Consider the following 21,736-nt stretch of genomic DNA (forward strand, 5'->3'; position numbering starts at 1 on the left):
CCGACACGCCGAAGGGCCCCGGACCGCGCGCGGTCCGGGGCCCTTCGGGTGCTCCCCGGCTCAGTCGGGGATGACCAGGGCGGGGGTGTCCCGGGTGAGCACCTCGCCGCGGAAGAACGCGGGGCTGCGGCGCGTCATCACGGCCATCACCACCAGGCCGAGCGCCAGCAGCCCGGCCCCGACCACGAACACCGAGCCGACGCCGAACACCGAGCTGCCGCTGCCGTACGCGGGGTCGACCATGTCGACCAGCGACTTGCCGAAGATCGCGGCCAGGGTGAGCCCGCCGAGCAGCGGGAACACGCACTTGAGCAGCGCGTCGCGGACCGAGTTGCGGAAGTCGTGCCGGAAGTACCAGGCGCAGGCGAACGCGGTCAGCGAGTAGTAGAAGCAGATCATCAGGGTCAGCGCGGCGATGGTGTCGGCCAGCACGTGCGAGCTGACCAGCGTCATCACGGTGTAGAACGCGCCGGTGCCGACGCCCGCGGTGACGATCGCCCGGCCCGGCGTCTGGTAGCGCGCGTTGACCTTGGTGAAGGAGGCCGGCAGCGCCTCGTACACGCTCATCGCCAGCACGGTCCGGCTGACCGGGATGAAGGTGGTCTGCAGGCTGGCGGAGGCGGAGGCCAGCACCGCGACGAACAGCAGCACGCCCAGGCCGGTGCCCATCACCGGGCCGGCCAGCACGGCCAGCACGTTGGAGGAGGTGTCCGGGTTGCCGAGGCCGGTGCCGGTGGCGCCGATGCCCGCGTACATCTGCACCGCGACGGCGGTGAACAGGTAGGAGCCGACCAGCACCGCCATCGCCAGCATCGCGGCCCGGCCGGGGGTCTTCTCGCTGCCGCCGGTCTCCTCGTTGGCGCTCAGGCAGGCGTCCCAGCCCCAGTACATGAACAGCGAGAGCGACAGGCCCGCCACGAAGGAGGTGAACGAGCTGGCCTGGAACGGGTCGAGCCAGCTCCAGGAGAAGTGCAGCGAGCCGGCCGCGCCGTGGCCCGCGGCCTTGGCGATCGCCATCACGCCGAACAGGCCGAGCACCGCGAGCTGCAGCCCGACCAGGGCGTACTGGACGCCCTTGGTGGCGGTCATGCCGCGGTAGCTGATCAGCGTCGCGACGGCGATCAGCGCCAGGCAGGTGGCCACGTGGATCAGCTTGTCGTCGTTCAGCGCGGCGACCGAGTCGCTGCGGGTGATCTCGCCGAGCAGCAGGTACAGGTACTCGGTGGCGACGCCGGCCAGGTTGGACAGCACGATGATCGTCGCGATCACCAGGCCCCAGCCGCACATCCAGCCGATCTTCGGGCCGAACGCCTTGACCGTCCAGGTGAACGAGGTGCCGCTGTCGGGGATCGCCTTGTTCAGCTCCCGGTAGGCGAAGGCCACCAGCATCATCGGCAGGAAGCCGGCCAGGAAGAGGGCCGGCATCTGCAGGCCGACGGCGGCCACCGTGGTCCCCAGGGTGGTGGTGAGGCAGTAGACCGGGGCCACCGTCGACACGCCGATCACCGCGTTGCCGAGCAGGCCCACCGAGTTGCTGTTGAGGCCCTTGGAACGGACGCCACCTCGGGGTGGGGACGCCGGGCGGTCGTGGAGCTGAACCATGCCGGAACCGTAACTCCCACTGTTTCCGCAGCGGAGCGGCGCGGAAGCCGGGTGATCACCTGGGTTTCATTGAAGTGATAGGGTCAGTTTCCGTTGATTACATGATCTTTTAGCGTGGAACGCCTTCGTTTCGGCCTTCCGGATCGCCGATCAGCCCGGGACGAAAACCGCACTCCACCCGGTTTCCGCCTTTTCGGGCATCAGTATGAGAAACGCCACATACCCGCCCGGACCGGAACCGTTCGTTCGGGCACCTCTGGTGTCCGCCGCCCGCGGGCCCCTATCGTTCCCCCGTCGTTTCAGGGATCTGGGGAGGGAACCGGGATGACCGGCACGCTGACGTCCGACACCGAGGTCCGCACCGTCCGGGCCGGCCGGCCCGGACCGGGCCCGGTCCGCTGCGCCGTCGGCGACCTGCTGCTCGCCGACCTGCCGGTCTCGGTGGTCTTCTTCCACGACGGCCCGCTCGACCCCGACGCCCTCGCCGCCGGCCTGGCCCGCGCCCTCGGCGACCTGCCCGAGTTCGCCGGCCGGCTGCGCACCGCCCCCGACGGCGAACTCTGGATCGACACCGACGACTCCGGCGTCCCCTTCACCGTCGCCGACGCCCCCTACACCCTCACCGAGGCGTTCGACCGGATGGCGCTGCCCGCCGGCGGCCTGGTCGACCACGTCCGCGCCACCGAGGCCCGCCGGGAACCGCTCCCGCTGCTCACCGTCCGGCTCAACCGGCTCACCGACGGCGGCTGCGCGCTCGGCGTCTCCTGGCACCACGCCGTCGGCGACATGCAGACCTTCGCCCTGCTGATGCGCGCCTGGTCGGCCGGCACCGAGGGCACCGCCCCGCCCGCCGTCGTCCGCGCCCCCGACCGGGACGCCCAGCTCGACGCCCACCTGCCCGCCGCCGACTGCGGCACCCCCGCGCTCCGGCTGCCCGCCCCCGCCGAAGCCGCCGAACTGCGCCGCGCCGTGGCCGGCGCCTCGCTCGCCAACCGCACCGTCCAGGTCTGGTTCTCCCCCGCCGAGACCGCCCGGCTGCGCGCCGCCCACAGCGCCGACGCCGGCCGCCGGCTCTCCGCCAACGACGCGCTCTGCGCCCACCTGCTGCACGTGCTGCGCGAGATCGACGGCGCGGGCGACGAGGAGCAGACCCTCACCATGCCGGTCAACCTGCGGCGCGTCCTCGGCCTGCCCGACGGCGCCCTCGGCAACCTGCTCGGCGAGATCCGGCTGCCCTACCGGCCGGGCACCGCACCCGCCGAGTACGCCGCCGAACTGCGCACCGCCATCGAGGAGTTCACCGAGAAGCACCTCAGCGTCCGGAGCAACCTGCGCTTCCTCGAACAGGTCGGCCGCGACCGCGTCGGCGAGTGCGTCCCGGCCGGCTTCGACCCCGGCCGCCGCACCCTCACCGTCTCCAGCTGGTGCCGCCTCGGCCTGCAGGACCTCCCGCTGGCCGGCCGGCTGCCGCTCGCCTTCAGCCCCGCCGCCACCCTCCAACTGCCCTGGACGTCCTGGCTGGTCGAGGGCCCGCGCGGCGAGGGCCACCTCTACACCCTGGTCCTCCCCGCCCGCGCCGCCGCGAAGCTCCGCACCGCCGCCGACCTGCTCCACCCCCACCGCCGCGCCGACGACCCGCGGCCCGCCCTCGCCCCGCGCAAACTGCTCTGACCCGCCCGGCAACCCACCCCGCCGGCTGCTCCAACCGCTGCTCCACCAGTCGTACGAAGCACGCCGGCGCCCGCGCCGGACCGGGTGCCGACAGCAGGAACACCCGGTCCGGGCCCGAACCCCCGACCACGCGGTAGCCGCCCTCCCGGCCGAAGTCCCGGAGCCCCGCCCACGCCCGCCGGACCCCGCCCGCTCACGCGCCGCCCCCGCCCGCCGCCCGCGGACCCAGCTCGCGGGCCACCGCGTCCAGCGCGGCGTCCCACGGGAACGGGGCACCCGCGCCCGGCTCCCCCGGGACGAAGCCGCCCTCCCCCAGCAGCACCCGCATCCCGGCCTCGCGCAGCGCCGCCACGCTGCGCGGGAACTGCGGGTGCGCCGCCAGCGCGGTGTTCACGCAGGGCATCACCAGCACCGGGACGCCCTTGCCCGCCGCCTCCGCCGCGTAGCCGACCACCCAGGACGAGGTCAGGCCCAGCGCCAGCCCGTTCACCGAGTTGAAGGTGGCCGGCGCGAACAGCACCGCGTCCGCGGGCGGCAACACGTCCGGCTGCCCCGGCCACCGGTACGCCGACTTCACCGGATGCCCGGTCAGCTCCTCCAGCTCCGGCACCCGCGCCGCCAGCCACTCCCGCGCCGACGGCGTCAACCCCACCGCCACGTCCCACCCCCGCGCCAGCCCGGACCGCGCCGCGTCCCCGATCCCGGCCACCACCCCCGCCGCCGATCCGAACAGGTACACCACCGGCCGCCCGGCCCCCACGTCTCCCATCCCCCCATGCAACCCGCTCCACCCCCGCCCCCGCAACGCCCCGGCACCACGGGCGGAGCAGGGGAAGAGCGGCTTCCCCGGTCGATCTGACGCCGCCTCGGAACAGACGGGACGTCAGAGCCGCCGGCGGACCCGCACTCGGCCGGCGGTGTGAATTAACAGCCCGGGCGCGGGGTCGCTGCCGTTCCCCGCCCGGTCCCCGCTCCTACCGTCGGAGATCCGTGTGCTTGGTCCGCGTGCGTTGGCAGCACTCGATCGCCGTTTCGGCTGACGCTGTCGGCCTGGAAGGAGTCGGTACCGTGCCCCAGAATCGCAGAGCCTCGTCGCGAGGCCGCAGAGCGCTGGGACCGGTCACCGAGAAGGTCATCGCGGGCACCGCCGCCGTCGCAGTGGCCGCACTGCTGATGGCCGGCCCCGCCTGGAGCGCCACGACCTGGGGAACCGAGCAGGCCGCGAACGGCCAGTGGATCCGCGCCCGCCCCACCACCGATTCAGAGATCATCGGCTCGTACGACAACGGCGAGCAGGTGGCCGTGGCCTGCTGGACAGCCGGCGCGGAAGTCTACGGAAACCCCAGCTGGTACCGACTCGCCCACCGCGACGGCTGGGTCAGCGCCAAGTACGTCGGCCTAGACGGCGTAGTCCCCAAGTGCGACCCCGGCCACCACCACGGCCACCACCACGGCCGCCCCGGCCCGCCCGGACCGACAGGCGACACCGGCCCGGCGGGCGACACCGGCCCGGCGGGCATTCAGGGCCCCGCCGGCGCGACCGGCCCGACCGGCGCGCGCGGGCCGGCGGGCCCTGCGGGCCCGGCAGGCGACCAGGGCCCGGCAGGTCCGGCGGGCGCTCAAGGCCCGGCAGGTCCGGCAGGCCCGACCGGTGCCGCAGGCGCTGCGGGTGCGACGGGTGCTCAAGGCCCGGCAGGTGCCCAAGGCCCAGCAGGCCCTGCCGGTGCTCAGGGTCCGATTGGCGACACAGGTGCTCAGGGCCCGGCAGGCGCTGATGGCGCCACCGGCGCCCAAGGCCCGGCGGGCGCGACAGGCGCTCAGGGCCCGGCGGGTGCTCAGGGCCCGGCCGGCTCTGATGGTGCCACCGGTGCCCAAGGCCCGGCAGGGGCCGCTGGCCCGACGGGCGCGACAGGCGCTCAGGGTCCGGTCGGCGCGACAGGCGCTACTGGTGCCCAAGGCCCGGCGGGCGTTGCAGGCCCAGCCGGTACTAATGGCGCCACCGGTGCCCAAGGCCCGGCAGGTCCGGTTGGCGACACAGGTGCCACTGGCGCCCAAGGCCCGGCAGGCGCTCAGGGCCCGGCCGGCGCCGTCGGCGCTACCGGCGCCCAAGGCCCAACGGGCGCTGATGGCCCGACAGGTGCGACGGGTGCGACCGGTACTCAGGGTCCGGCCGGTACTGCTGGTACTCAAGGACCGACCGGCGATACTGGCGCTACCGGTGCCCAAGGCCCGGCGGGTGTTCAAGGCCCTGCGGGCGCGACGGGCGCCCAAGGACCAGCGGGCGCTGATGGCCCGACAGGTGCGACGGGCGCTGCCGGCGCTCAAGGACCGACCGGCAACACCGGCGCTACCGGCGCCCAAGGCCCGGCGGGCGTTGCAGGCCCGGCAGGCGCGACAGGTGCGACGGGTGCGACCGGCAACACGGGTGCCACCGGCGCCCAAGGCCCGGCAGGTCCGGTTGGCGACACCGGCGCCCAAGGACCAGCGGGCGTTGCAGGCCCAGTCGGCGCGACGGGCGCCCAGGGCCCGGCCGGCGCCGTCGGCGCTACCGGCGCCCAAGGCCCGGCGGGCGTTGCAGGCCCAGCCGGGGCGACAGGTGCGACGGGTGCGACCGGCAACACGGGTGCCACCGGCGCCCAAGGCCCGGCAGGTCCAGTTGGCGACACCGGCGCCCAAGGACCAGCGGGAGCCGCTGGCCCGGCAGGCGCGACAGGTGCGACGGGTGCGACCGGCAACACGGGTGCCACCGGCGCCCAAGGCCCGGCAGGTCCGGTTGGCGACACCGGCGCCCAAGGACCGGCCGGCGCGACGGGCGCCCAGGGCCCGGCGGGCGTTGCGGGCCCGACCGGCGCGACAGGTGCGACCGGCAACACGGGTGCCACCGGCGCCCAAGGCCCGGCAGGTCCGGTTGGCGACACCGGCGCCCAAGGACCAGCGGGAGCCGCTGGCCCGGCAGGCGCGACAGGTGCGACAGGCGCCCAAGGCCCAGCAGGCGCTCAGGGCCCGGCCGGCGCGACGGGTGCTGCCGGCGCTCAGGGGCCGACCGGCAACACAGGTGCGACGGGTGCTCAGGGCCCGGTCGGCGCTGCCGGTGCTCAAGGACCGACCGGCGACACCGGCGCTACCGGCGCCCAAGGACCGGCGGGTGCTGCGGGCCCAGCAGGCGCGACGGGCGCCCAGGGCCCAGCCGGCGCCGTCGGCGCTACCGGCGCTACCGGCGCCCAAGGACCGGCCGGCGCGACGGGTGCTGCCGGCGCTCAGGGGCCGACCGGCAACACAGGTGCGACGGGTGCTCAGGGCCCGGTCGGCGCTGCCGGTGCTCAAGGACCGACCGGCGACACCGGCGCTACCGGCGCCCAAGGACCGGCAGGTGCTGCGGGCCCGGCAGGCGCGACGGGCGCCCAGGGGCCGGCCGGCGCCGTCGGTGCTACTGGCGCGACGGGTCCCAGCGGCCCGGCCGGTGCTGTTGGCCCGACGGGTCCGACCGGGCCGGCGGGTGCCACTGGCGCCACCGGTGCCAGGGGGGCGACCGGGGCGACCGGGCCGTCCGGGTTGTCGAATCTGACGGGTTCGTTCGTGAACGGCAGCACGATCTCCCTCGGCCCGGGCACCTTCAGCACGATCCTCGGCGGCGAGTGCGCCGCACCGGCGGTGGCCGTCGGGGCCAGCATCCTCTACGACGGGAGCGCCGGCGGGATCAACGGCATGGTCGTCGTCAGCGTGATCGGGAACCCCACCAGCTTCGGCTACAGCATCTCGAACACCACCTCGTCGAGCCACAACGTGACGGTGCAGACCCGTTGCATCGCACCCAGCTGATGGGAGGGACCGTAGCCGTGACTACCGCCCAGGTCCGACCGACGATCTGCCTCTGCATGATCGTCAAGAACGAGGCCCGGGTCCTGGCCCGCTGCCTGGAGTCGGTGCGCGGCCTGATCGACTACTGGGTGATCAGCGACACCGGTTCCACCGACGGCACCCAGGACCTGGTCCGGCGCCTGCTCGCGGACGTCCCCGGTGAGCTGCACGAGACCGAGTGGCGCGACTTCGGCCACAACCGCACGGAGAACATCGGGCTGGCCGCCGGGCGGGCGGACTACCTGCTGCTCATCGACGCCGACATGGTGGTCCGGGTCGACGCCGCGCTGCCCGCGCTCACCCTCGACTCGTACCGGCTGCGGCACCCGGGCGACAGCGAGTACCGGATCAAGCGCCTGGTGCGCGCCGGTCTGCCGTGGCGCTACGAGGGGGTGACGCACGAGTACCTCACCTGTGGTGATGGCGACCGGTCGGCGAACCTCGACGCGCTGGTCGTCGAGCACTTCGCGGACGGGGGCTCGCGGGCCGACAAGTTCGAGCGGGACGAGCGGCTGCTGACCGCCGCGTTCGAGCGGCACCCGGACAACGCCAGGACGGTCTTCTACCTGGCGCAGACCTGCCGCGACCTGGGCGACACGGAGCGCGCCGTCCGGCTCTACGAGCGGCGCGCCGAGATGGGCGGCTGGGCGGAGGAGGTCTACTTCTCGCTGCTCCAGGCCGGTGTGCTGCGCGCCGAGTCCGGCGACCTGGCCGGTGGGATCGACGCCCTGACCCGGGCCTGGCAGGCCAGGCCGGACCGGCTGGAGGCGTGTTACGAGCTGGCCTCCCGCCTGCGCGTCGCGGGCCGCTACCGGGCCGCGCACGCGTTCGCCGCCACCGCCCTGGCCGACCCCCGGCCCCCGGCCGAGGACCTGCTCTTCGTCTGGCCCTGGGTGTACCGGTGGGGGCTGCTGTTCGAGTACTCCATCACCGCGTACTGGACCGGGGACCCCCGGGCGTCGCTCGACGCCTGCGACCGACTGCTCAGTGACGACGGCCTGCCCGCCCGGTACCGGGAGCAGACCGTGAAGAACCGTGAGTTCGCGCTCGCCCGGCTCGGGGTTCCCGCCCGGGTCCCGGCCCGCGTCCAAGAGAGGGTGTAGTGAACCTGAAGCTGAACCTGCGGCTGAACGAGGCGCTCAGCGCGCTGCTCCCCCCGCAGACGGACTCCCCGGAGGCCGAGCCGGCCGCCGTGCCGGCCGCTGCGACGCCCGCCGCGCCGCCCGCTTCCCGGAAGGCCCCGGACTCCGCGGCGTCCGCAGCGGCCGCCGGGCCCGATGAGCCGGGCGGGTCGGGGGAACCGGGCGGGTCGGGCGGGTCGGGCGGGTACGCCCGGTCGGCCCCGGCCGTCAGTCCGCGCACCGCCCTGACCGTCACGGGCGGTGCGGCGGCGCTCTCGGCCGCGCTCTACGTCTACCTGTTCAGCCTGCCCAAGGCCCTGACCGGCGCCCACGGTTACGACGACGGCGTGCTGCTCGCCGCCTCCCTCCGGCTGGTCCACGGCGTGCTGCCGTACCGGGACTTCACCTTCCTGCACCCGCCGGGCCTGCCGCTGCTGATGGCGCCCGTCGCCGTGCTCGGGAGCGTCGTGGGCCAGCCGGCGGCGCTGGTGGTCGCCCGGCTGCTGACCGCGCTCGCCTCGGTCGGGGTGGTGGCGGGCGGCACGCTGCTCGCCCGGTCCCGGGGCCGGACCGCGATGATCGTCACCGGTCTGCTGCTGTCCTGCTTCCCCCTGACCTACCTCGCCGGCCAGAGCCTGACGCTGGAGCCCTGGACGGCCCTGTGCTGCCTGGTCGGGGCGCTGGCCGCCTTCGAGTTCGACGGCACGCCCACCCGGTCCGCGCGGCGGCTGCGGCTGGCCGGCTTCGCCCTCGGGATCGCCTGCACGATCAAGCTGTGGGCGCTGCTGCCCGCCCTGGCCCTGCTGCTCGCCGTCCGGGTGGGCCGGGGCCGGCGGCGCGGCGACCGGCCGGAGCGCCGGATCGGGGCGGCCCTGCTGGTCGGCGGCGCCGTCCCGCTGCTGCCGTTCCTGCTGCTCGCGCCGGGCCGGCTGGTCCACGACGTGATCACCACCCAGCTGACCCGCGACTCCCTGGGCACCCCGGCGGGAGAGCGGCTGCGCTTCGTCGTCGGGCTCGGCGGCGGCCCCTCGGGCCTGCACGTGTCGACCGGTGTCGCGGTCGGCCTGCTGGTCGCCGTGGCCCTGGCGGCCGGGGCCGTCTACCGCGCGGGGCGCAACACCGCCCAGGACTGGTTCCTGCTCGCCGCGACCGCCCTCACGGTGACGGCGGTCTGCTTCTCCTCCTCCTTCTACGCGCACTACGGGTACTCGCCCGGGGTGTTCCTGGGCCTGCTCGTCGGCGCGCTGGTCGGGCGGGCCGTCCGGCGCGTCGGCAGCGAGCTGGTGCGCGGCGGCGGCATGGCGGCGTTGGCGATCATGGTGGTCCTGATGGTCCCGCAGGTCTGCTCCTCGGTGCGCGGCTACCTCGGCGGCGCGACGGACCCGGGCCCGCGCCTGGCCGCGGCCATCAAGCCCGGCTCCTGCGTGCTCTCCGACGACCCGGCCCGGCTCATCACGGCGGACCGCTTCGGCGCCGGCTCGGCCTGCCCGGTCCTGGTGGACCCGTTCGGCAGCTGGCTGGCCGACGACCCGGACCACGAGCCCTCGCAGTCCAACGCCAACCCCCCGGAGGCGACCTCCCGGGTCTGGCTGGAGGGCATGCGGCGGGCCGACTACCTGCTCCAGGTGGCCGAGCGGAGCACCTTCGTCCCCTGGACCCCCGAGGTGACGGACTACTTCGCCTCGCACTACGTCCTGATCGACAACTCCCCGGGGGCCTTCCTCTACCTCCACGTCGCCCGGCCGGACCGGCTCGCGGAAGCGCGCGACGCGCTGAAGGACCTGCCCGCCCACGTCGCGGCCGAGCGGCTGGTGTACCTCGGCATGGCCGCCCAGCGCGGGAACGACACCGACCTGGCGGCGGCGGCCTACCGGACCGCCACCGGGATCGACCCCGCCGACGCCTTCCCGCACTACGACCTGGGCACCCTCCACCAGGCGGCGGGCCGGGCGGACGCGGCGTCCGCCGAGTACCACGAGGCCCTGCGCCTCGACCCGAAGATGGCGAGGGCGCTCTACAACCTGGGCACGCTGGCCGAGCCGACCGACCGCGCCGCGGCGGCGCAGTACTACGCCCAGGCCAGGCAGATCGACCCCAGCCTCGGCCCGGCGGCCCCGGACCAGGCGGCCCAGGGCGCTCCGGGGGCGGTGCCGTCGCAGACCGGCCGCTGATCCGGCGCCCGGAAGCCCGGAAGTTCGGAAGTTCGGAAGTTCGGAAGCGGCGAAGGCCCGGACCGTCGGAACGGTCCGGGCCTTCCGCCTGCGGAGGGCCGACTCGGCCGGAGGCGCGCCGCAACGTCGGAGGCCCTTCCGTCGGATCGACGGAAGGGCCTCTCACCGCATCTTCACCGTGGGCGCAGACGGTTTCGAACCGCCGACATCCGCCTTGTAAGTTTTCTACGGGCAGGTCACTGACCTGCGGAAACGCCAGCTACTATGGCTCTGACCTGCGAGAATGACTCTCTGGACTTCTCGCAACCTCTCCACGATTCTCGGCCTCATCCGTGCTGAATCCGTGCCGCGTAGCAGTCCGCCAGCCTGCTGATCGCCGTCGCCTGGACTGCCACTTGCCCCTGCGACAGCCTCGTCAGTATCGCAGGCCCAGCGCTTCCCCATAGATGCCAAGTAAGGCTTTCCATCGCCGCAAGCCCGCGGGTCACATCGCCTCCTCACGCTTACAGAGCGTAACCAATGGGCCGATCTGACATGCTGATACCGCCACCTCCCGACAAGCCGACGAACCGGGAGGAGCAGCCAGAGCAGAGAACCCTGGGCAAGAAGGCAGGCTTGGTCTTGTATCGATCGCAGCCGTGGGGTCAGCCTCACGAGAGTGCACAACGACTGTCCCCCTGCGGGCCTCACCAGATCAGAGCGCCACTGCAAGGTTGACGAACTCGTCACGTCGGCTGAGTGAAAGCGGGAGAATCAGCTCATGCCAGAACAGCACGACTTGATGACCTTCTTCGACCGTGAAGCGCAGGAGCTCACCCACGAGTACGAGCGCATCCGAAGGACCCATCAGGGAGACAACGGAACCGCGGGTGACCAGGGCGAGGAGAACTGGGCGACACTGCTGCGTGGGTGGCTTCCGGCCGGCTATCACGTGATCACGAAGGGGGCACTGCTGTCCTCGAACGGGAGTCTCTTCCCAACGGTCGAAGGGAAGGCGTCCCCGCAGATTGACATTGTGATACTGCCGCCCTCCTATCCTGTAGGGATGATCAACAAAGGTCGCAAGGTCTACCTGGCCGATGCGGTGGTTGCGGCGTTCGAATGCAAGCTCACCCTCACCGGAGCGGACCTGATCAAGGCCGCCCGTAACGCCAAAACCTTGCGAAGCATGACCAGGCGTCTCCAGGACGACCCGTATCATTTTCTGTTTGGCTCTCCGATCTACGGCGTTCTCGCCCATTCCCACACTTGGGCTGGTGCTGGTTCGGCAATGGACAAAATCGACGAGTATCTCCAGAAAGGACTAGACGAGATCGACCTTCCGCACGAGATGCTCGACATGGCTTGTGTCTCCGACGTCGGCACCTGGACGGCCTGGAAACTGCCGCTGGTCGGTCGGCCGGGTGAGGACTGGACGACCGTTTCTGCGCGTATCGGCCGCATTCACCACAGTTCGCGCAAGGATGCGGAGCAGATCAATCCGCTCTACTCCATGATGACTACGCTTCTGCGCCGAATGGCCTGGGCCGACCCCACGTTGCGACCCATCGCCTCCTACTTCGAGGCGGTCAAGGGCGGCGGCATGGGCGGCCCCGAGCGGGTATGGGACCAGAGCATCTATCCCAAACAGCTGCGCGAACAGATCCGCGGCTCACGCGATGCCCGTCAGCGACAGTGGGAACCCTGGTCGACGGTCTTGTTGTAGGTATGCACTGCTTGGCCTGTGCCGACAACCATATTCTCGGTGAGCCAGATGGCGAGGATGTGAAAGATCTCGGCCAGCCAGTCACGGACAGGGTGCGGTGGACATCGGCGGAGGGTTTGGTGGCCGCTGTCCGTAGTGGCCGCCGCCGGGGTGTTCGACGAGCCGGGTCGTCGATCTCCGGATTCGCCGGACGTGCGGGGTGCGAGCTGGTAGGTGTGGGAGGTCTTTCGCCGGTTGGTGCTTTTGCCTGTCATGGGGGTGGGTTCGTGGCTCGGGTGGTGTGTGTGCACGGGATGGGGCAGCAGGTTCAGGGGGAGGACCGGCTGCGGTCCGTGTGGTTTCCGGCGCTGAGTGACGGGCTGCGCCGGGCTGAATTCGAGGGCTTGTTGTCGGAGTCGGATGTGGCGATGGGGTTCTACGGGGACCTGTTCCGTCCTGCCGGGCAGCTGCTGGCGGCGGGCGATCCGCCCTACACCGCCGGGGATGTCGAGGCAGGCTTCGAGCAGGAGTTGCTGGCGGCCTGGTGGCAGGCGGCGGCCGAGACGGACCCCGCGGTGGTGGCGCCGGACGCCGACGGGACCCTGGTGGCGACCCCGCGGTCGGTGCAGGCCGCGCTGCGAGCCCTGTCCGGTTCGAAGTTCTTCGCGAACCTGGCGCTGCGGGCGGTGGTCGCGGACCTGAAGCAGGTGCGCGCGTACCTGACGGACCAGCAGGTTCGCGAGCGGGCCCGGGAGCGGGTGATGGCGCGGATCGGCCCAGAGACGCGGGTGGTGGTGGCGCACTCGCTGGGCTCGGTGGTGGCCTACGAGGCGTTGTGCGCGCTGCCGGGCCACGGGGTGCGGGCGCTGGTGACGATCGGCTCTCCGCTGGGCATCCCGAACCTGGTCGTGCACCGCTTGCAGCCCGCCCCGGGGCAGGAGGGCAAGGCCGTGCGCGGGGCGTGGCCGGGCGGCGAGCAGTTGGTGTGGACGAACCTGGCCGCGACCGGGGACGTGGTGGCGCTGGTGAAAGATCTGCGCCCGGTCTTCGGGGAGCGGTTGCGCTCGGCTGTGCTGTCCAATGGAACTCACGCGCACGACGCGACCTCCTACCTGACGGACGCGCTGTGCGGGAAGGCAATCGCGGAGGGCCTGGCGTGAGTGGTGCGGGTGACGGAGGGCCGCGGCGGTACCTGATCGCCGCGGCGGTGGCCGATTACCCACAGAACCGGGAATGGGACCGGCCCGGTCTGGCGCAGGCCCGTGAGCGGGTGGTCGAGCTGTTCACCACGACGCTCGGCTACCGGCTCCACGACCCGCTGCCGCTCAGCCCGACCAAACAGGAGTTGACCAACGCCCTGCGCAGGTTCTGCGCCGCCCCGGAGCGCCGGGAGGACGACCTGCTGGCGCTCTACCTGTCCTGCCACGGCGAGATCCTCGGCGACGGCGAGGAGCACGTCCTGCTCACCGCCGACACCGACCCCGAGGACCTCGCCTACACCGCGCTGCCGACAGCGGAGCTGACCCGGGTGCTGCTGCGCGGCACCCGGATCCGGCGGGTGCTGCTGATGCTGGACGCCTGCTACGTGGGCCAGGGCGGCAACGAGATGGCCGCCGCCGCGCTGGAGCGCGTGGGCGCGCTGTGGGGCAAGGGCACTGGATCGGGGCTGGTGGTGGTCTCCTCCGCGCAGCCGCACCAACCGGCCCTGGCCGGGGCGTTCCCGCAGTTGCTGGAGGACGCGGTCGCCAGCCTGCCGGTGGCCGGGCACGGCCCGCAAGCACTGTCGGTGAACGCACTCGTCCAGCACATGAACGACTCCACGGATCGCCCCGGCTACCAGCGCATCGGCCTGACCATGGTCGGGTTGGACGGCGAGGCGCCGCCGTTCTTCCCCAACCCCCGCCACGACGTACGCCTGACCGAAGTCGACCTCGCCCTGCAACAGACCGCAGCCTTCGACGAACAGGACCGACGCCGGGAGACGGAACTCGTCTCCCGCCTGTTGGTGCGCGCCATGGGCTACCACCGAACCGCCGACGAGGACGTGGACCCCGCGTGGTGGTTCAGCGGACGCCACACCGCCCTCCGCGACCTGGCCGCCTGGCTCAACCACCCCGCCGACCACCGCGACGCGGCCTGCCGGGTCGTCACCGCAGCCCCCGGCTCCGGAAAGACAGCCGTCCTCGGACTCATCGCCGCCCTCTCCCACCCCGAACGCCACCGCACCGTCCCCACCCACACCCTCGGCCTACCTACCGACCTGGTTCAACCTGGCACCATCGACGCCGCCGTCTACGCCCAGCGCCTGAGCGACTCCGACGTCCTGGACGCCCTGAACGCCGCCGCCCGCACCCGCGCCACCACCGTCGGCGAACTCCTCGAAGCCCTCACCCTCCGCCCCCGGCCGCTGACCGTCCTCATCGACGCCCTCGACGAAGCAGCCAGCCCCGATACCCTCACCGCCGGCCTCCTGCGCCCCCTCATCGAACACTCCCAGGGCCGCATCCGCCTCCTGCTCGGCACCCGCCCCTACCTCCTGCCCCGCCTCGGCACCACCCCCGAACAGGCGATCGACCTCGACGACGACCGCTACGCCGACCCCCAGGCCATCACCGCCTACGCCATCCGCACCCTCCTAGAGGCCCACCGCCGCTCCCCCTACCGCCGCCGCCCCTCCAGGCTCCGGCCCGTGGCCGAGGCCGTCGCCGAAGCAGCCGACCGCTCCTTCCTCGTCGCCCGCATCACCGCCGCCACCCTCGCCGCCACCCCCACCATCCCCGACCCCGGCGACCCCCATTGGCGGGCCTCCCTGCCCCGCTACGCCGGCGACGCCATGCACCGCGACCTCCACCGACGCCTCGGCCCAGACGCCCAGCGCGCGATCGACCTCCTGCGCCCCCTCGCCTACGCCCAAGGCCAGGGCCTGCCCTGGGAGGACATCTGGGCCCCCCTCGCCACCGAGACCTCCGGCCGTCCCTGCACCGATGACGACATCCTGTGGCTGCGCCACCAGGCCGGCTCCTACGTCGTGGAGGCCACCGAGAACGGCCGCTCCGCCTACCGGCTCTACCACGAGGCGATGGCCGAATACCTGCGCCAGGACACCGACCCCCAAGGCATCCACGCCGCCTATACCCACGTCTTGACCAGCCGGGTCCCCTACCGGGCCGACGCCACCCGCGACTGGTCCCGCGCCCATCCCTACGCCCTCGCCCACATCGCCTACCACGCTGCCCAGGCCGGTCTCCTCGACCAGGTCCTCACTGACACCGAGTACCTCGTCCACGCCGACCCCCGCGGCCTCACCCCCCACCTCCACCACGCCGACAGCCCCGAGGCCCGCCTGAACGCCGCCGTCTACCGCACTGGCCTCCACCTCCACCACGAAGGTGCACCGTCTGTCCGACGGCAAGTGCTCGCCCTAAACGCCGCCAGCGCTGGCGCCACCGACCTGCACAACGACCTCACCCACCGCATCCCAGTGGGAACCTGGACACCTCGTTGGGCCACCGGCAGCGCCTTCAGCCCCGCCCTCCGCCACACCCTCACCGGCCACAACAACAGCGTGACTGCGGTGGCGTGCACGGCGCTCGACGGCCGCCCCGTCGCCGTCACCACCAGCCATGACGAAACGGTGCGGGTATGGGACCTTGCCACCGGCCAACCCCTCGGCCAACCCCTCACCGGCCACACCGCCAACGTGCTCGCGGTGGCGTGCACGGCGCTCGACGGCCGCCCCGTCGCCGTCACCACCGGTGTGGATCGGACGGTGCGGGTGTGGGACCTTGCCACCGGCCAACCCCTCGGCCAACCCCTCACCGGCCACACCGACGAGGTGGCCGCGGTGGCGTGCACGGCGCTCGACGGCCGCCCCGTCGCCGTCACCAGCAGCCATGACAAAACGGTGCGGGTCTGGGACCTAGCCACCGGCCAACCCCTCGGCCAACCCCTCACCGGCCACACCGAAACCGTATACAGGGTGGCGTGCACCGAACTCGACGGCCGCCCCGTCGCCGTCACCGCCAGCTGGGACGAAACGGTGCGGGTGTGGGACCTTGCCACCGGCCAGCCCTTCGGCGAACCCCTTACCGGCCACCTCGACGAGGTGCTCGCGGTGGCGTGCACGGCGCTCGACGGCCGCCCCGTCGCCGTCACCACCGGTGCGGATAGCACGGTGCGGGTGTGGGACCTTGCCACCGGCCAACCCCTCGGCCAACCCCTCACCGGCCACCTCGACGAGGTGCTCGCGGTGGCGTGCACGGCGCTCGACGGCCGCCCCGTCGCCGTCACCACCGGTGCGGATAGCACGGTGCGGGTGTGGGACCTTGCCACCGGCCAACCCCTCGGCCAACCCCTCACCGGCCACACCGCCAACGTGCTCGCGGTGGCGTGCACCGTCTTCGACGGCCGCACCGTCGCCGTCACCACCAGCCATGACAAAACGGTGCGGGTATGGAACCTTGCCACCGGCCAACCCCTCGGCCAACCCCTCACCGGCCACCCCAACAACGTGACCGCAGTGACGTGTACCCTACTCGACAGCCGCCCCGTCGCCGTCACCACCAGCTGGGATGGCACGGTGCGGGTGTGGGACCTTGCCACCGGCCAACCCCTCGGCGAACCCCTCACCGGCCATACAAGGAACATGTACGCGGTGGCGTGCACCGAACTCGACGGCCGCCCCGTCGCCGTCACCGCTGGCTGGGATGACGATGTGTGGGTGTGGGACCTTGCCACCGGCCGACCCGTCGGCGAGCCTCTCACCGACCACACCGGCGCCGTACCCGGGGTGGCGTGCACCGAACTCGACGGCCGCCCCGTCGCCGTCACCGCTGCCTGGGACAACAATGTGCGGGTGTGGAACCTGGTCACCCGCCAGCTCCTCGGCAAACCCCTCACCGGCCACACCAGCAATGTGAACGCAGTGGCGTGCACCGAACTCAACGGCCGTCCCGTCGCCGTCACTGGCAGCGCGGACCAGACGGTGCGGGTGTGGGACCTTGCCACCGGCCGACCCGTCGGCGAGCCTCTCGCCGACCACACCGGCGCCGTGCTCGCGGTGGCGTGCACAGTGCTCGACGGCCGCCCCGTCGCCGTCACCACCGGTGCGGATAGCACGGTGCGGGTGTGGGACCTTGCCACCGGCCAACCCCTCGGCAAACCCCTCACCGACCACACCGGCACCGTGCTCGCAGTGGCGTGCACAGTGCTCGACGGCCGCACCGTCGCCGTCACCACCAGCCGGGACAATACGGTGCGGGTATGGGACCTGGCCACCCAAAAGGCTGCCGCAACCATCCCGATCAACTCACCAGGTGGCGTCGCAATCACCGCTGCGGGAGACCTCATCGTTAGCCTCCACAGCGACGTCGCCCACTATCGCCGCCGACTCAGCCAGGCGGGTTATCCACCGCGTGTGGATAACCCCGGCGAATGAACAGCTGCCCATACGTGAGGTACTGAACTTGAACTCGTGATGTCGGTCAGCCATCCATGATCAAGCCGGTCCCGACGAGGCAGCCGTCGACGAGGTGGGGACGGTACTGGATCATCTTGAGCTTGCGCTTGACGGCCCGGGTCAGCTGGCCGAGGTCGGCGGCCGCGAGGTTTCCGATGTCGCGTTTGACCAGCGACCAGATACCCTCCTGCGGGTTGAGGTCGGGCGCGTAGGTGGGCAGCTGAAAGACGGTCAGCCAGTGCGCGTTGGCCTCGAAGAACGCCCTGAGCGGTGGCACGAGGTGGATGCGGGCGTTGTCCCACACGAGGACGAGCGGGCCGCCGAGCTGGACGCGGGCGCGGACGACCAGGTCGCGGAAGTCGCGCCAGCCGAAGCCCTTCGGCTCGCCCTTGCGTCCCCGGTACTCGCGGATCGCGTAGATCAGCCGGGACCGTTCGCCCGGCTTGTAGCAGGCCATGCCCGCCATCGAGACCCGGCCGGATCCCCGTCCGCGCACGCGGACCACCGGCGTGCGCCCGATGCGGCCCCAGGTTCTGGCGCGCGGCGGAGTCATCGACTGCCCGGCCTCGTCCTCGAAGACGACCCAGGCGCCGAGGGCCGCCGCGGTGCTCTTACCAACGGCCAGGTCTCCTTCTTCCACAACTCCACCGCCGCGTCGTCGCGCTCGATCGCCCGGCGGGCCGGCTGCTGCCACGACCAGCCGTGCCGCTTCAACAGCCGCCAGGTGCCCTCCACCGTGTACGACACGTGGAACAGCCGGCCGATCAGCGTCTTCACCCGCGCCAGCGTCCACCGCTGATCGGCCCAGCCGTGGACCAGCGGGCCGCGCTCCAACTCCCGCTCCAGCCTGGCGATCTGCTTGTCACTGAGCCTCGGGCGCCCGGGCGATCCCTTGGACAGGACCCCGGCCTCCCCACGCTCGCGCCAGGCCCGGCGCCACCGCTCCACCGACCGCTCACTCACCCGCAGCCCGGCAGCGATCTCCCCGTTCTTCTGCCCGCCCTCGAAGCGTTCCACAGCCTGCAGCCGCAACCGCTCCCGCGCGGCCCTCCCGGCGTCGGTCAACCCACCGCCCTGCGCATACCTCATGTCCCAGGGCTACCGGAACCAGTTCGGCCCTGTCGGGCGAACAGCTCCGACATCACCCAATCAAGTTCAGTTGCAAGTCGTGCAGACGTGAAAGTGGTTCAGACCATGCTCGGCCACAAGACTGCCACTCTCACCTTGGACACGTACGGTCACCTCTGGCCCGACCGCTTGGACGAGGTTTCCGACCGCCTTGACACCCAGCGGACCAAGGCACTGGCGAAGGCCAGGCAGAAGGCGGAGAAGGCGGCGCGGAAGGCCCGGCAGCTCGCAGAGCAGCTGGCCGCTCTGGAGGCCGGCGGGCACGCTGCGGCCTGATCCGTGCTAAATCCGTGCTGCAACGTCGGAGGCCCCTCCACCGGAAGGGTGGAGGGGCCTCCGACCTGCATCTTCAGTGTGGGCGCAGACGGTTTCGAACCGCCGACATCCGCCTTGTAAGGGCGGCGCTCTACCGCTGAGCTATGCGCCCCCGCCGCGGTGGACCGGCACGGCCGGTCGCACGACGAGTCGACAGACTACCTGGTCCCGGGGGTGCTTCGCCGCCCCGTCTCAGCGGGGTGCGGAACGGGGGTGCCGGGCGGGGCGGGTGATCGGCGAGAATGGCGGGAAGAGCGGTGGAACGGATACGGAGCGGGGAGCGCGTGGTGAGGGTGGCCGGCGGCGGTGGCGGGGGTCGAGGCGGCTGGTGGGGCGGCGGCAACCGCCGGGACGGCGCGCGCGCGGACGCCAGGGCGGCCCGGGAGGCGGCCCAGGAGTCGTTCTACGAGCTGGACTCGGCCCAGCGGGACGCGCTGCTCGCGGTGGAGACCGTGAAGTCCGCCGGCGACCCGGCCGCCGCCCGCCGGGTCGAGGGCGAGTTCGCCGACCTGACCGCCCGGATCGACCAGGTCACCGTCGCCTACCTGGGCGCGCTGGACGCCGTCGACCTGGAGTCCGCGGAGAGCGACCCGGGCGCGGTCGCCCGGGCCCGGCAGCAGCTCGACCAGGCCAAGCGCGAGCTGGACGCCAAGCGCGCCGAGCTGGGCACCTTCGTCAGCCGCCTGCAGCCGGTCCTGGAGCAGGCCGAGGCCCAGCTGATCCGGGTCACGCCCGCCGTCGAGCGGGCCCGGCAGGCGCTGCTCGGCGCGACCACCGCCCTGGAGCGGGCCCGCGAGGCCGGCCTGCGCGCGGACGACCTGGCGGCCCGGCTGGCCGAGCTCGCGCCCGAGCTGACCCGGCTGAACCAGGGCGTCGCCCAGCACGGCGTCCCGGCCACCCTGCGGCGGGCCGAGGACGTCGCCCGGCGGGCCGAGGAGATCCGCGCCGAGGCCGCGCAGCTGCCCGAGCGGGCCACCGAGATCGACCACCGGGTCGCCTCGCTGCGCACCCGGATCGACGCCCTGGAGAACCGCGCCCCCACCGTCGACCCGGCGCTCAGCGAGCTGCGCCGCCGGTTCTCCACCTCCTGCTGGCAGGACCTCCAGCAGGTGCCCGCGCAGACCGCGGACGCCGTCCGGACCGCCCGCGGCAAGCTGGCCGAGGCCGTCCGGGCCCGCGACGAGCAGCGCTGGGCGGACGCGACGGCGGCGATCGGCACCGTGCGCGCGCTGCTCGACACGGCCGGCGGCGCGGTGACCGCCGTCAACGAGCGGCTGCGGCAGCTGAACGAGGTCCAGCACGACCCGCAGCGCGAGATCGAGCGGGCCCGGTTCGCGATCCGGGACGCCCAGCGCCTGGCGATGGCCGGCCGGCAGGCCCCCGACCCGCGGCACGCCGGGCCGCTGGACGCCGCCGTGGCCCGGCTCGACCGGGCCGTCGCCGCGCTCGAGGAGTCCGGCCGGCACCCCGACTACTGGCGTTTCCTGACCGAGCTGGCCGCCGTCCGGGAGACCGCGGCCGAAGTGGTCACGCTGATCCGGGGGCACTGAGCCGCCCGCTGGGTACCCTGCTCGGTATGCCTCGCTACGACTTCCGCTGCCGCTCCTGCGGCGCCACCTTCGAGCTCAACCGTCCGATGGCCCGGGCCAACGACCCGGCCGTCTGCCCCGAGGGTCACCCCGACACCGTCAAGCTGCTCTCGGCGGTCGCGGTGACCGGCGCGACGGCCTCCGCGCCGGCCGGCGGCGGGGGTGGCGGGGGCGGCTGCTGCGGCGGGGGCTGCTGCGGCTGAGCCGCCGGGTGCCCGGGCCGGGGGCGTCCGTCGCGCCGCTTCCGGGCCCGGGCCGGTGGTCCGCTGTGCCGACGTTCCCGGGCCCCGGTCGGGGCCCGCTTCGGTTTCCGGGCCGTCAGCCGAGGTGCTTGAGCATCTGGCGGAGGATCTCCTCGCCGGCGTGCACGCCGGTCTCGGTGAGCGCGGTGACGCCGTCCGCCGTCCAGCCGGTCTCGGCGAGTTCGCCGTGGCCGGGGCGCCAGCCGAGGTCGGCGGTGCGCAGGAGGTCGGCGTCGAGGAGGGAGTCGCCGGCGGCCAGGACGGTCGCGGCGCCGGTGCGCCGGCGGACCTCTTCGAGCGCGGCGCCCTTGGAGAGCGGGGCGGGGACGGCGTAGACCTTGCGGCCCTGGAGCGAGACCGTCCAGCCGCGGGCGGCGGACCAGGCGGTGAGGTCGTCGATCCAGCCGGCCGGGAGGTCGGCGCGTTCGACGACGAGGTAGACGAAGAGCTCGTCGGCGACCCGCCGCTTGTGGGTCCACTCGGGGTCGGCAGTGAGGGCGAGGTGTTCGACGACCTCGGCGAGCGGGGCGCTGTGCTCGCCGAGGCGGGCGCGGATCTCGCGCTGCCAGTCCTGGTCGGAGACGCCGTCGACCAGCAGGTGGCCGCCGTTGGCGCAGACCGCGTACGGGGGGATCCAGTCGGCGGTGGGGCCGGGGAGGTGGATCCGCTCGTACTGGGCGCGGGTGCGGGTGGTGACCGGGACGACCGGGGCGAGGGCCGCGATCTCGGCGAGCAGCGCGGCGGCCTGTTCGGTCATGAAGGAGAGCGCCTTGCCGTCGTGCACCTCCACCGCGAGGAGCCGTGGGGCGAGCCGGTCGGGCACGTCCAGGGCGAGGGCGCGGTTGGAGTAGACGAGGGTGCGGTCGAGGTCGCTGGCGACCAGGAACTGCGGCACGG

General features: G+C 73.1%; 14 protein-coding genes and 1 tRNA gene. 10 read left to right on the top strand and 5 right to left on the bottom strand.

The annotated features are described in order from the left end of the window. Positions 1-60: 60 nt before the first annotated feature. Positions 61-1,602 (bottom strand): APC family permease, encoded by a 1,542-nt coding sequence (locus KSE_RS12015; RefSeq protein WP_014135585.1) that lies wholly within the window; start codon positions 1,600-1,602, stop codon positions 61-63. A gap of 324 nt (positions 1,603-1,926) precedes the next feature. On the opposite strand from KSE_RS12015, the gene KSE_RS12020 reads away from it, so the two are divergent. Next, positions 1,927-3,273: an acyltransferase gene (locus tag KSE_RS12020; protein WP_014135586.1), complete on the top strand. Its 1,347-nt coding sequence runs from the start codon at positions 1,927-1,929 to the stop codon at positions 3,271-3,273. 193 nt (positions 3,274-3,466) lie between these two features. On the opposite strand, the gene KSE_RS12025 is transcribed toward KSE_RS12020, so the two are convergent. Continuing rightward, positions 3,467-4,042, bottom strand: a complete 576-nt coding sequence (locus KSE_RS12025; protein ID WP_033258062.1) for a flavoprotein — start codon at positions 4,040-4,042, stop codon at positions 3,467-3,469. A 2,807-nt stretch (positions 4,043-6,849) separates the two neighbouring features. On the opposite strand from KSE_RS12025, the gene KSE_RS44585 reads away from it, so the two are divergent. The 6 genes from KSE_RS44585 (at position 6,850) to KSE_RS12055 (ending at position 17,544) form a co-directional block, all read left to right on the top strand. Next, positions 6,850-7,092, top strand: a complete 243-nt coding sequence (locus KSE_RS44585) for a hypothetical protein (RefSeq protein WP_014135589.1) — start codon at positions 6,850-6,852, stop codon at positions 7,090-7,092. A gap of 17 nt (positions 7,093-7,109) precedes the next feature. Then, complete coding sequence (locus KSE_RS12035; protein ID WP_014135590.1) at positions 7,110-8,234, top strand: glycosyltransferase; 1,125 nt, start codon at positions 7,110-7,112, stop codon at positions 8,232-8,234. Next, positions 8,234-10,423: a glycosyltransferase 87 family protein gene (locus KSE_RS12040; RefSeq protein WP_014135591.1), complete on the top strand. Its 2,190-nt coding sequence runs from the start codon at positions 8,234-8,236 to the stop codon at positions 10,421-10,423. The genes KSE_RS12035 and KSE_RS12040 overlap by 1 nt, the downstream gene beginning before the upstream one ends. Positions 10,424-11,183: 760 nt before the next feature. Beyond that, positions 11,184-12,128: a DUF6602 domain-containing protein gene (locus KSE_RS12045; RefSeq protein WP_014135592.1), complete on the top strand. Its 945-nt coding sequence runs from the start codon at positions 11,184-11,186 to the stop codon at positions 12,126-12,128. A gap of 293 nt (positions 12,129-12,421) precedes the next feature. Beyond that, positions 12,422-13,267, top strand: coding sequence for a lipase family protein (locus KSE_RS12050; RefSeq protein ID WP_202523300.1), 846 nt, complete (start codon positions 12,422-12,424; stop codon positions 13,265-13,267). A gap of 47 nt (positions 13,268-13,314) precedes the next feature. After that, on the top strand, positions 13,315-17,544 hold the full coding sequence (locus tag KSE_RS12055) for a caspase family protein (protein ID WP_014135594.1): 4,230 nt from the start codon (positions 13,315-13,317) through the stop codon (positions 17,542-17,544). A 46-nt stretch (positions 17,545-17,590) separates the two neighbouring features. On the opposite strand, the gene KSE_RS46490 is transcribed toward KSE_RS12055, so the two are convergent. Continuing rightward, positions 17,591-18,654 (bottom strand): IS630 family transposase gene (locus KSE_RS46490; RefSeq protein WP_456236163.1). Its coding sequence is split into 2 segments (ribosomal slippage): positions 17,591-18,207 and positions 18,207-18,654, totalling 1,065 coding nucleotides; the frame shifts between segments, so codons are not numbered across the junction. A 135-nt stretch (positions 18,655-18,789) separates the two neighbouring features. On the opposite strand from KSE_RS46490, the gene KSE_RS39345 reads away from it, so the two are divergent. Continuing rightward, positions 18,790-18,969, top strand: a complete 180-nt coding sequence (locus KSE_RS39345; RefSeq protein ID WP_193365921.1) for a hypothetical protein — start codon at positions 18,790-18,792, stop codon at positions 18,967-18,969. A gap of 79 nt (positions 18,970-19,048) precedes the next feature. Here KSE_RS39345 and KSE_RS12075 read toward each other — a convergent pair. Then, positions 19,049-19,120, bottom strand: a tRNA-Val gene (locus KSE_RS12075). A gap of 181 nt (positions 19,121-19,301) precedes the next feature. Between KSE_RS12075 and KSE_RS12080 the strand changes: the two genes are divergently transcribed. Both KSE_RS12080 and KSE_RS12085 read left to right on the top strand, forming a co-directional pair. Next, positions 19,302-20,558, top strand: a complete 1,257-nt coding sequence (locus tag KSE_RS12080) for a coiled-coil domain-containing protein (RefSeq protein WP_014135596.1) — start codon at positions 19,302-19,304, stop codon at positions 20,556-20,558. Positions 20,559-20,584: 26 nt separating this feature from the next. After that, the gene (locus KSE_RS12085) at positions 20,585-20,800 is read left to right on the top strand and encodes an FmdB family zinc ribbon protein (protein ID WP_014135597.1); all 216 of its coding nucleotides are present in this window, start codon (positions 20,585-20,587) and stop codon (positions 20,798-20,800) included. A 115-nt stretch (positions 20,801-20,915) separates the two neighbouring features. On the opposite strand, the gene KSE_RS12090 is transcribed toward KSE_RS12085, so the two are convergent. Continuing rightward, positions 20,916-21,734 carry a hypothetical protein gene (locus KSE_RS12090; RefSeq protein WP_014135598.1) on the bottom strand — a complete coding sequence of 273 codons (819 nt, stop codon included), beginning with the start codon at positions 21,732-21,734 and terminating at the stop codon, positions 20,916-20,918. Positions 21,735-21,736 lie beyond the last annotated feature (2 nt).

The organism is Kitasatospora setae KM-6054, from assembly GCF_000269985.1.
Taxonomy (GTDB): domain Bacteria; phylum Actinomycetota; class Actinomycetes; order Streptomycetales; family Streptomycetaceae; genus Kitasatospora; species Kitasatospora setae.

Coding starts and splice junctions, on each gene's coding strand:
- KSE_RS12020 (WP_014135586.1), top strand. CDS start 1,927: ATGACCGGCACGCTGACGTCCGACACCGAGGTCCGCACCGTCCGGGCC.
- KSE_RS12085 (WP_014135597.1), top strand. CDS start 20,585: ATGCCTCGCTACGACTTCCGCTGCCGCTCCTGCGGCGCCACCTTCGAG.
- KSE_RS12045 (WP_014135592.1), top strand. CDS start 11,184: ATGCCAGAACAGCACGACTTGATGACCTTCTTCGACCGTGAAGCGCAG.
- KSE_RS12015 (WP_014135585.1), bottom strand. CDS start 1,602: ATGGTTCAGCTCCACGACCGCCCGGCGTCCCCACCCCGAGGTGGCGTC.
- KSE_RS12050 (WP_202523300.1), top strand. CDS start 12,422: ATGGGGCAGCAGGTTCAGGGGGAGGACCGGCTGCGGTCCGTGTGGTTT.
- KSE_RS12025 (WP_033258062.1), bottom strand. CDS start 4,042: ATGGGAGACGTGGGGGCCGGGCGGCCGGTGGTGTACCTGTTCGGATCG.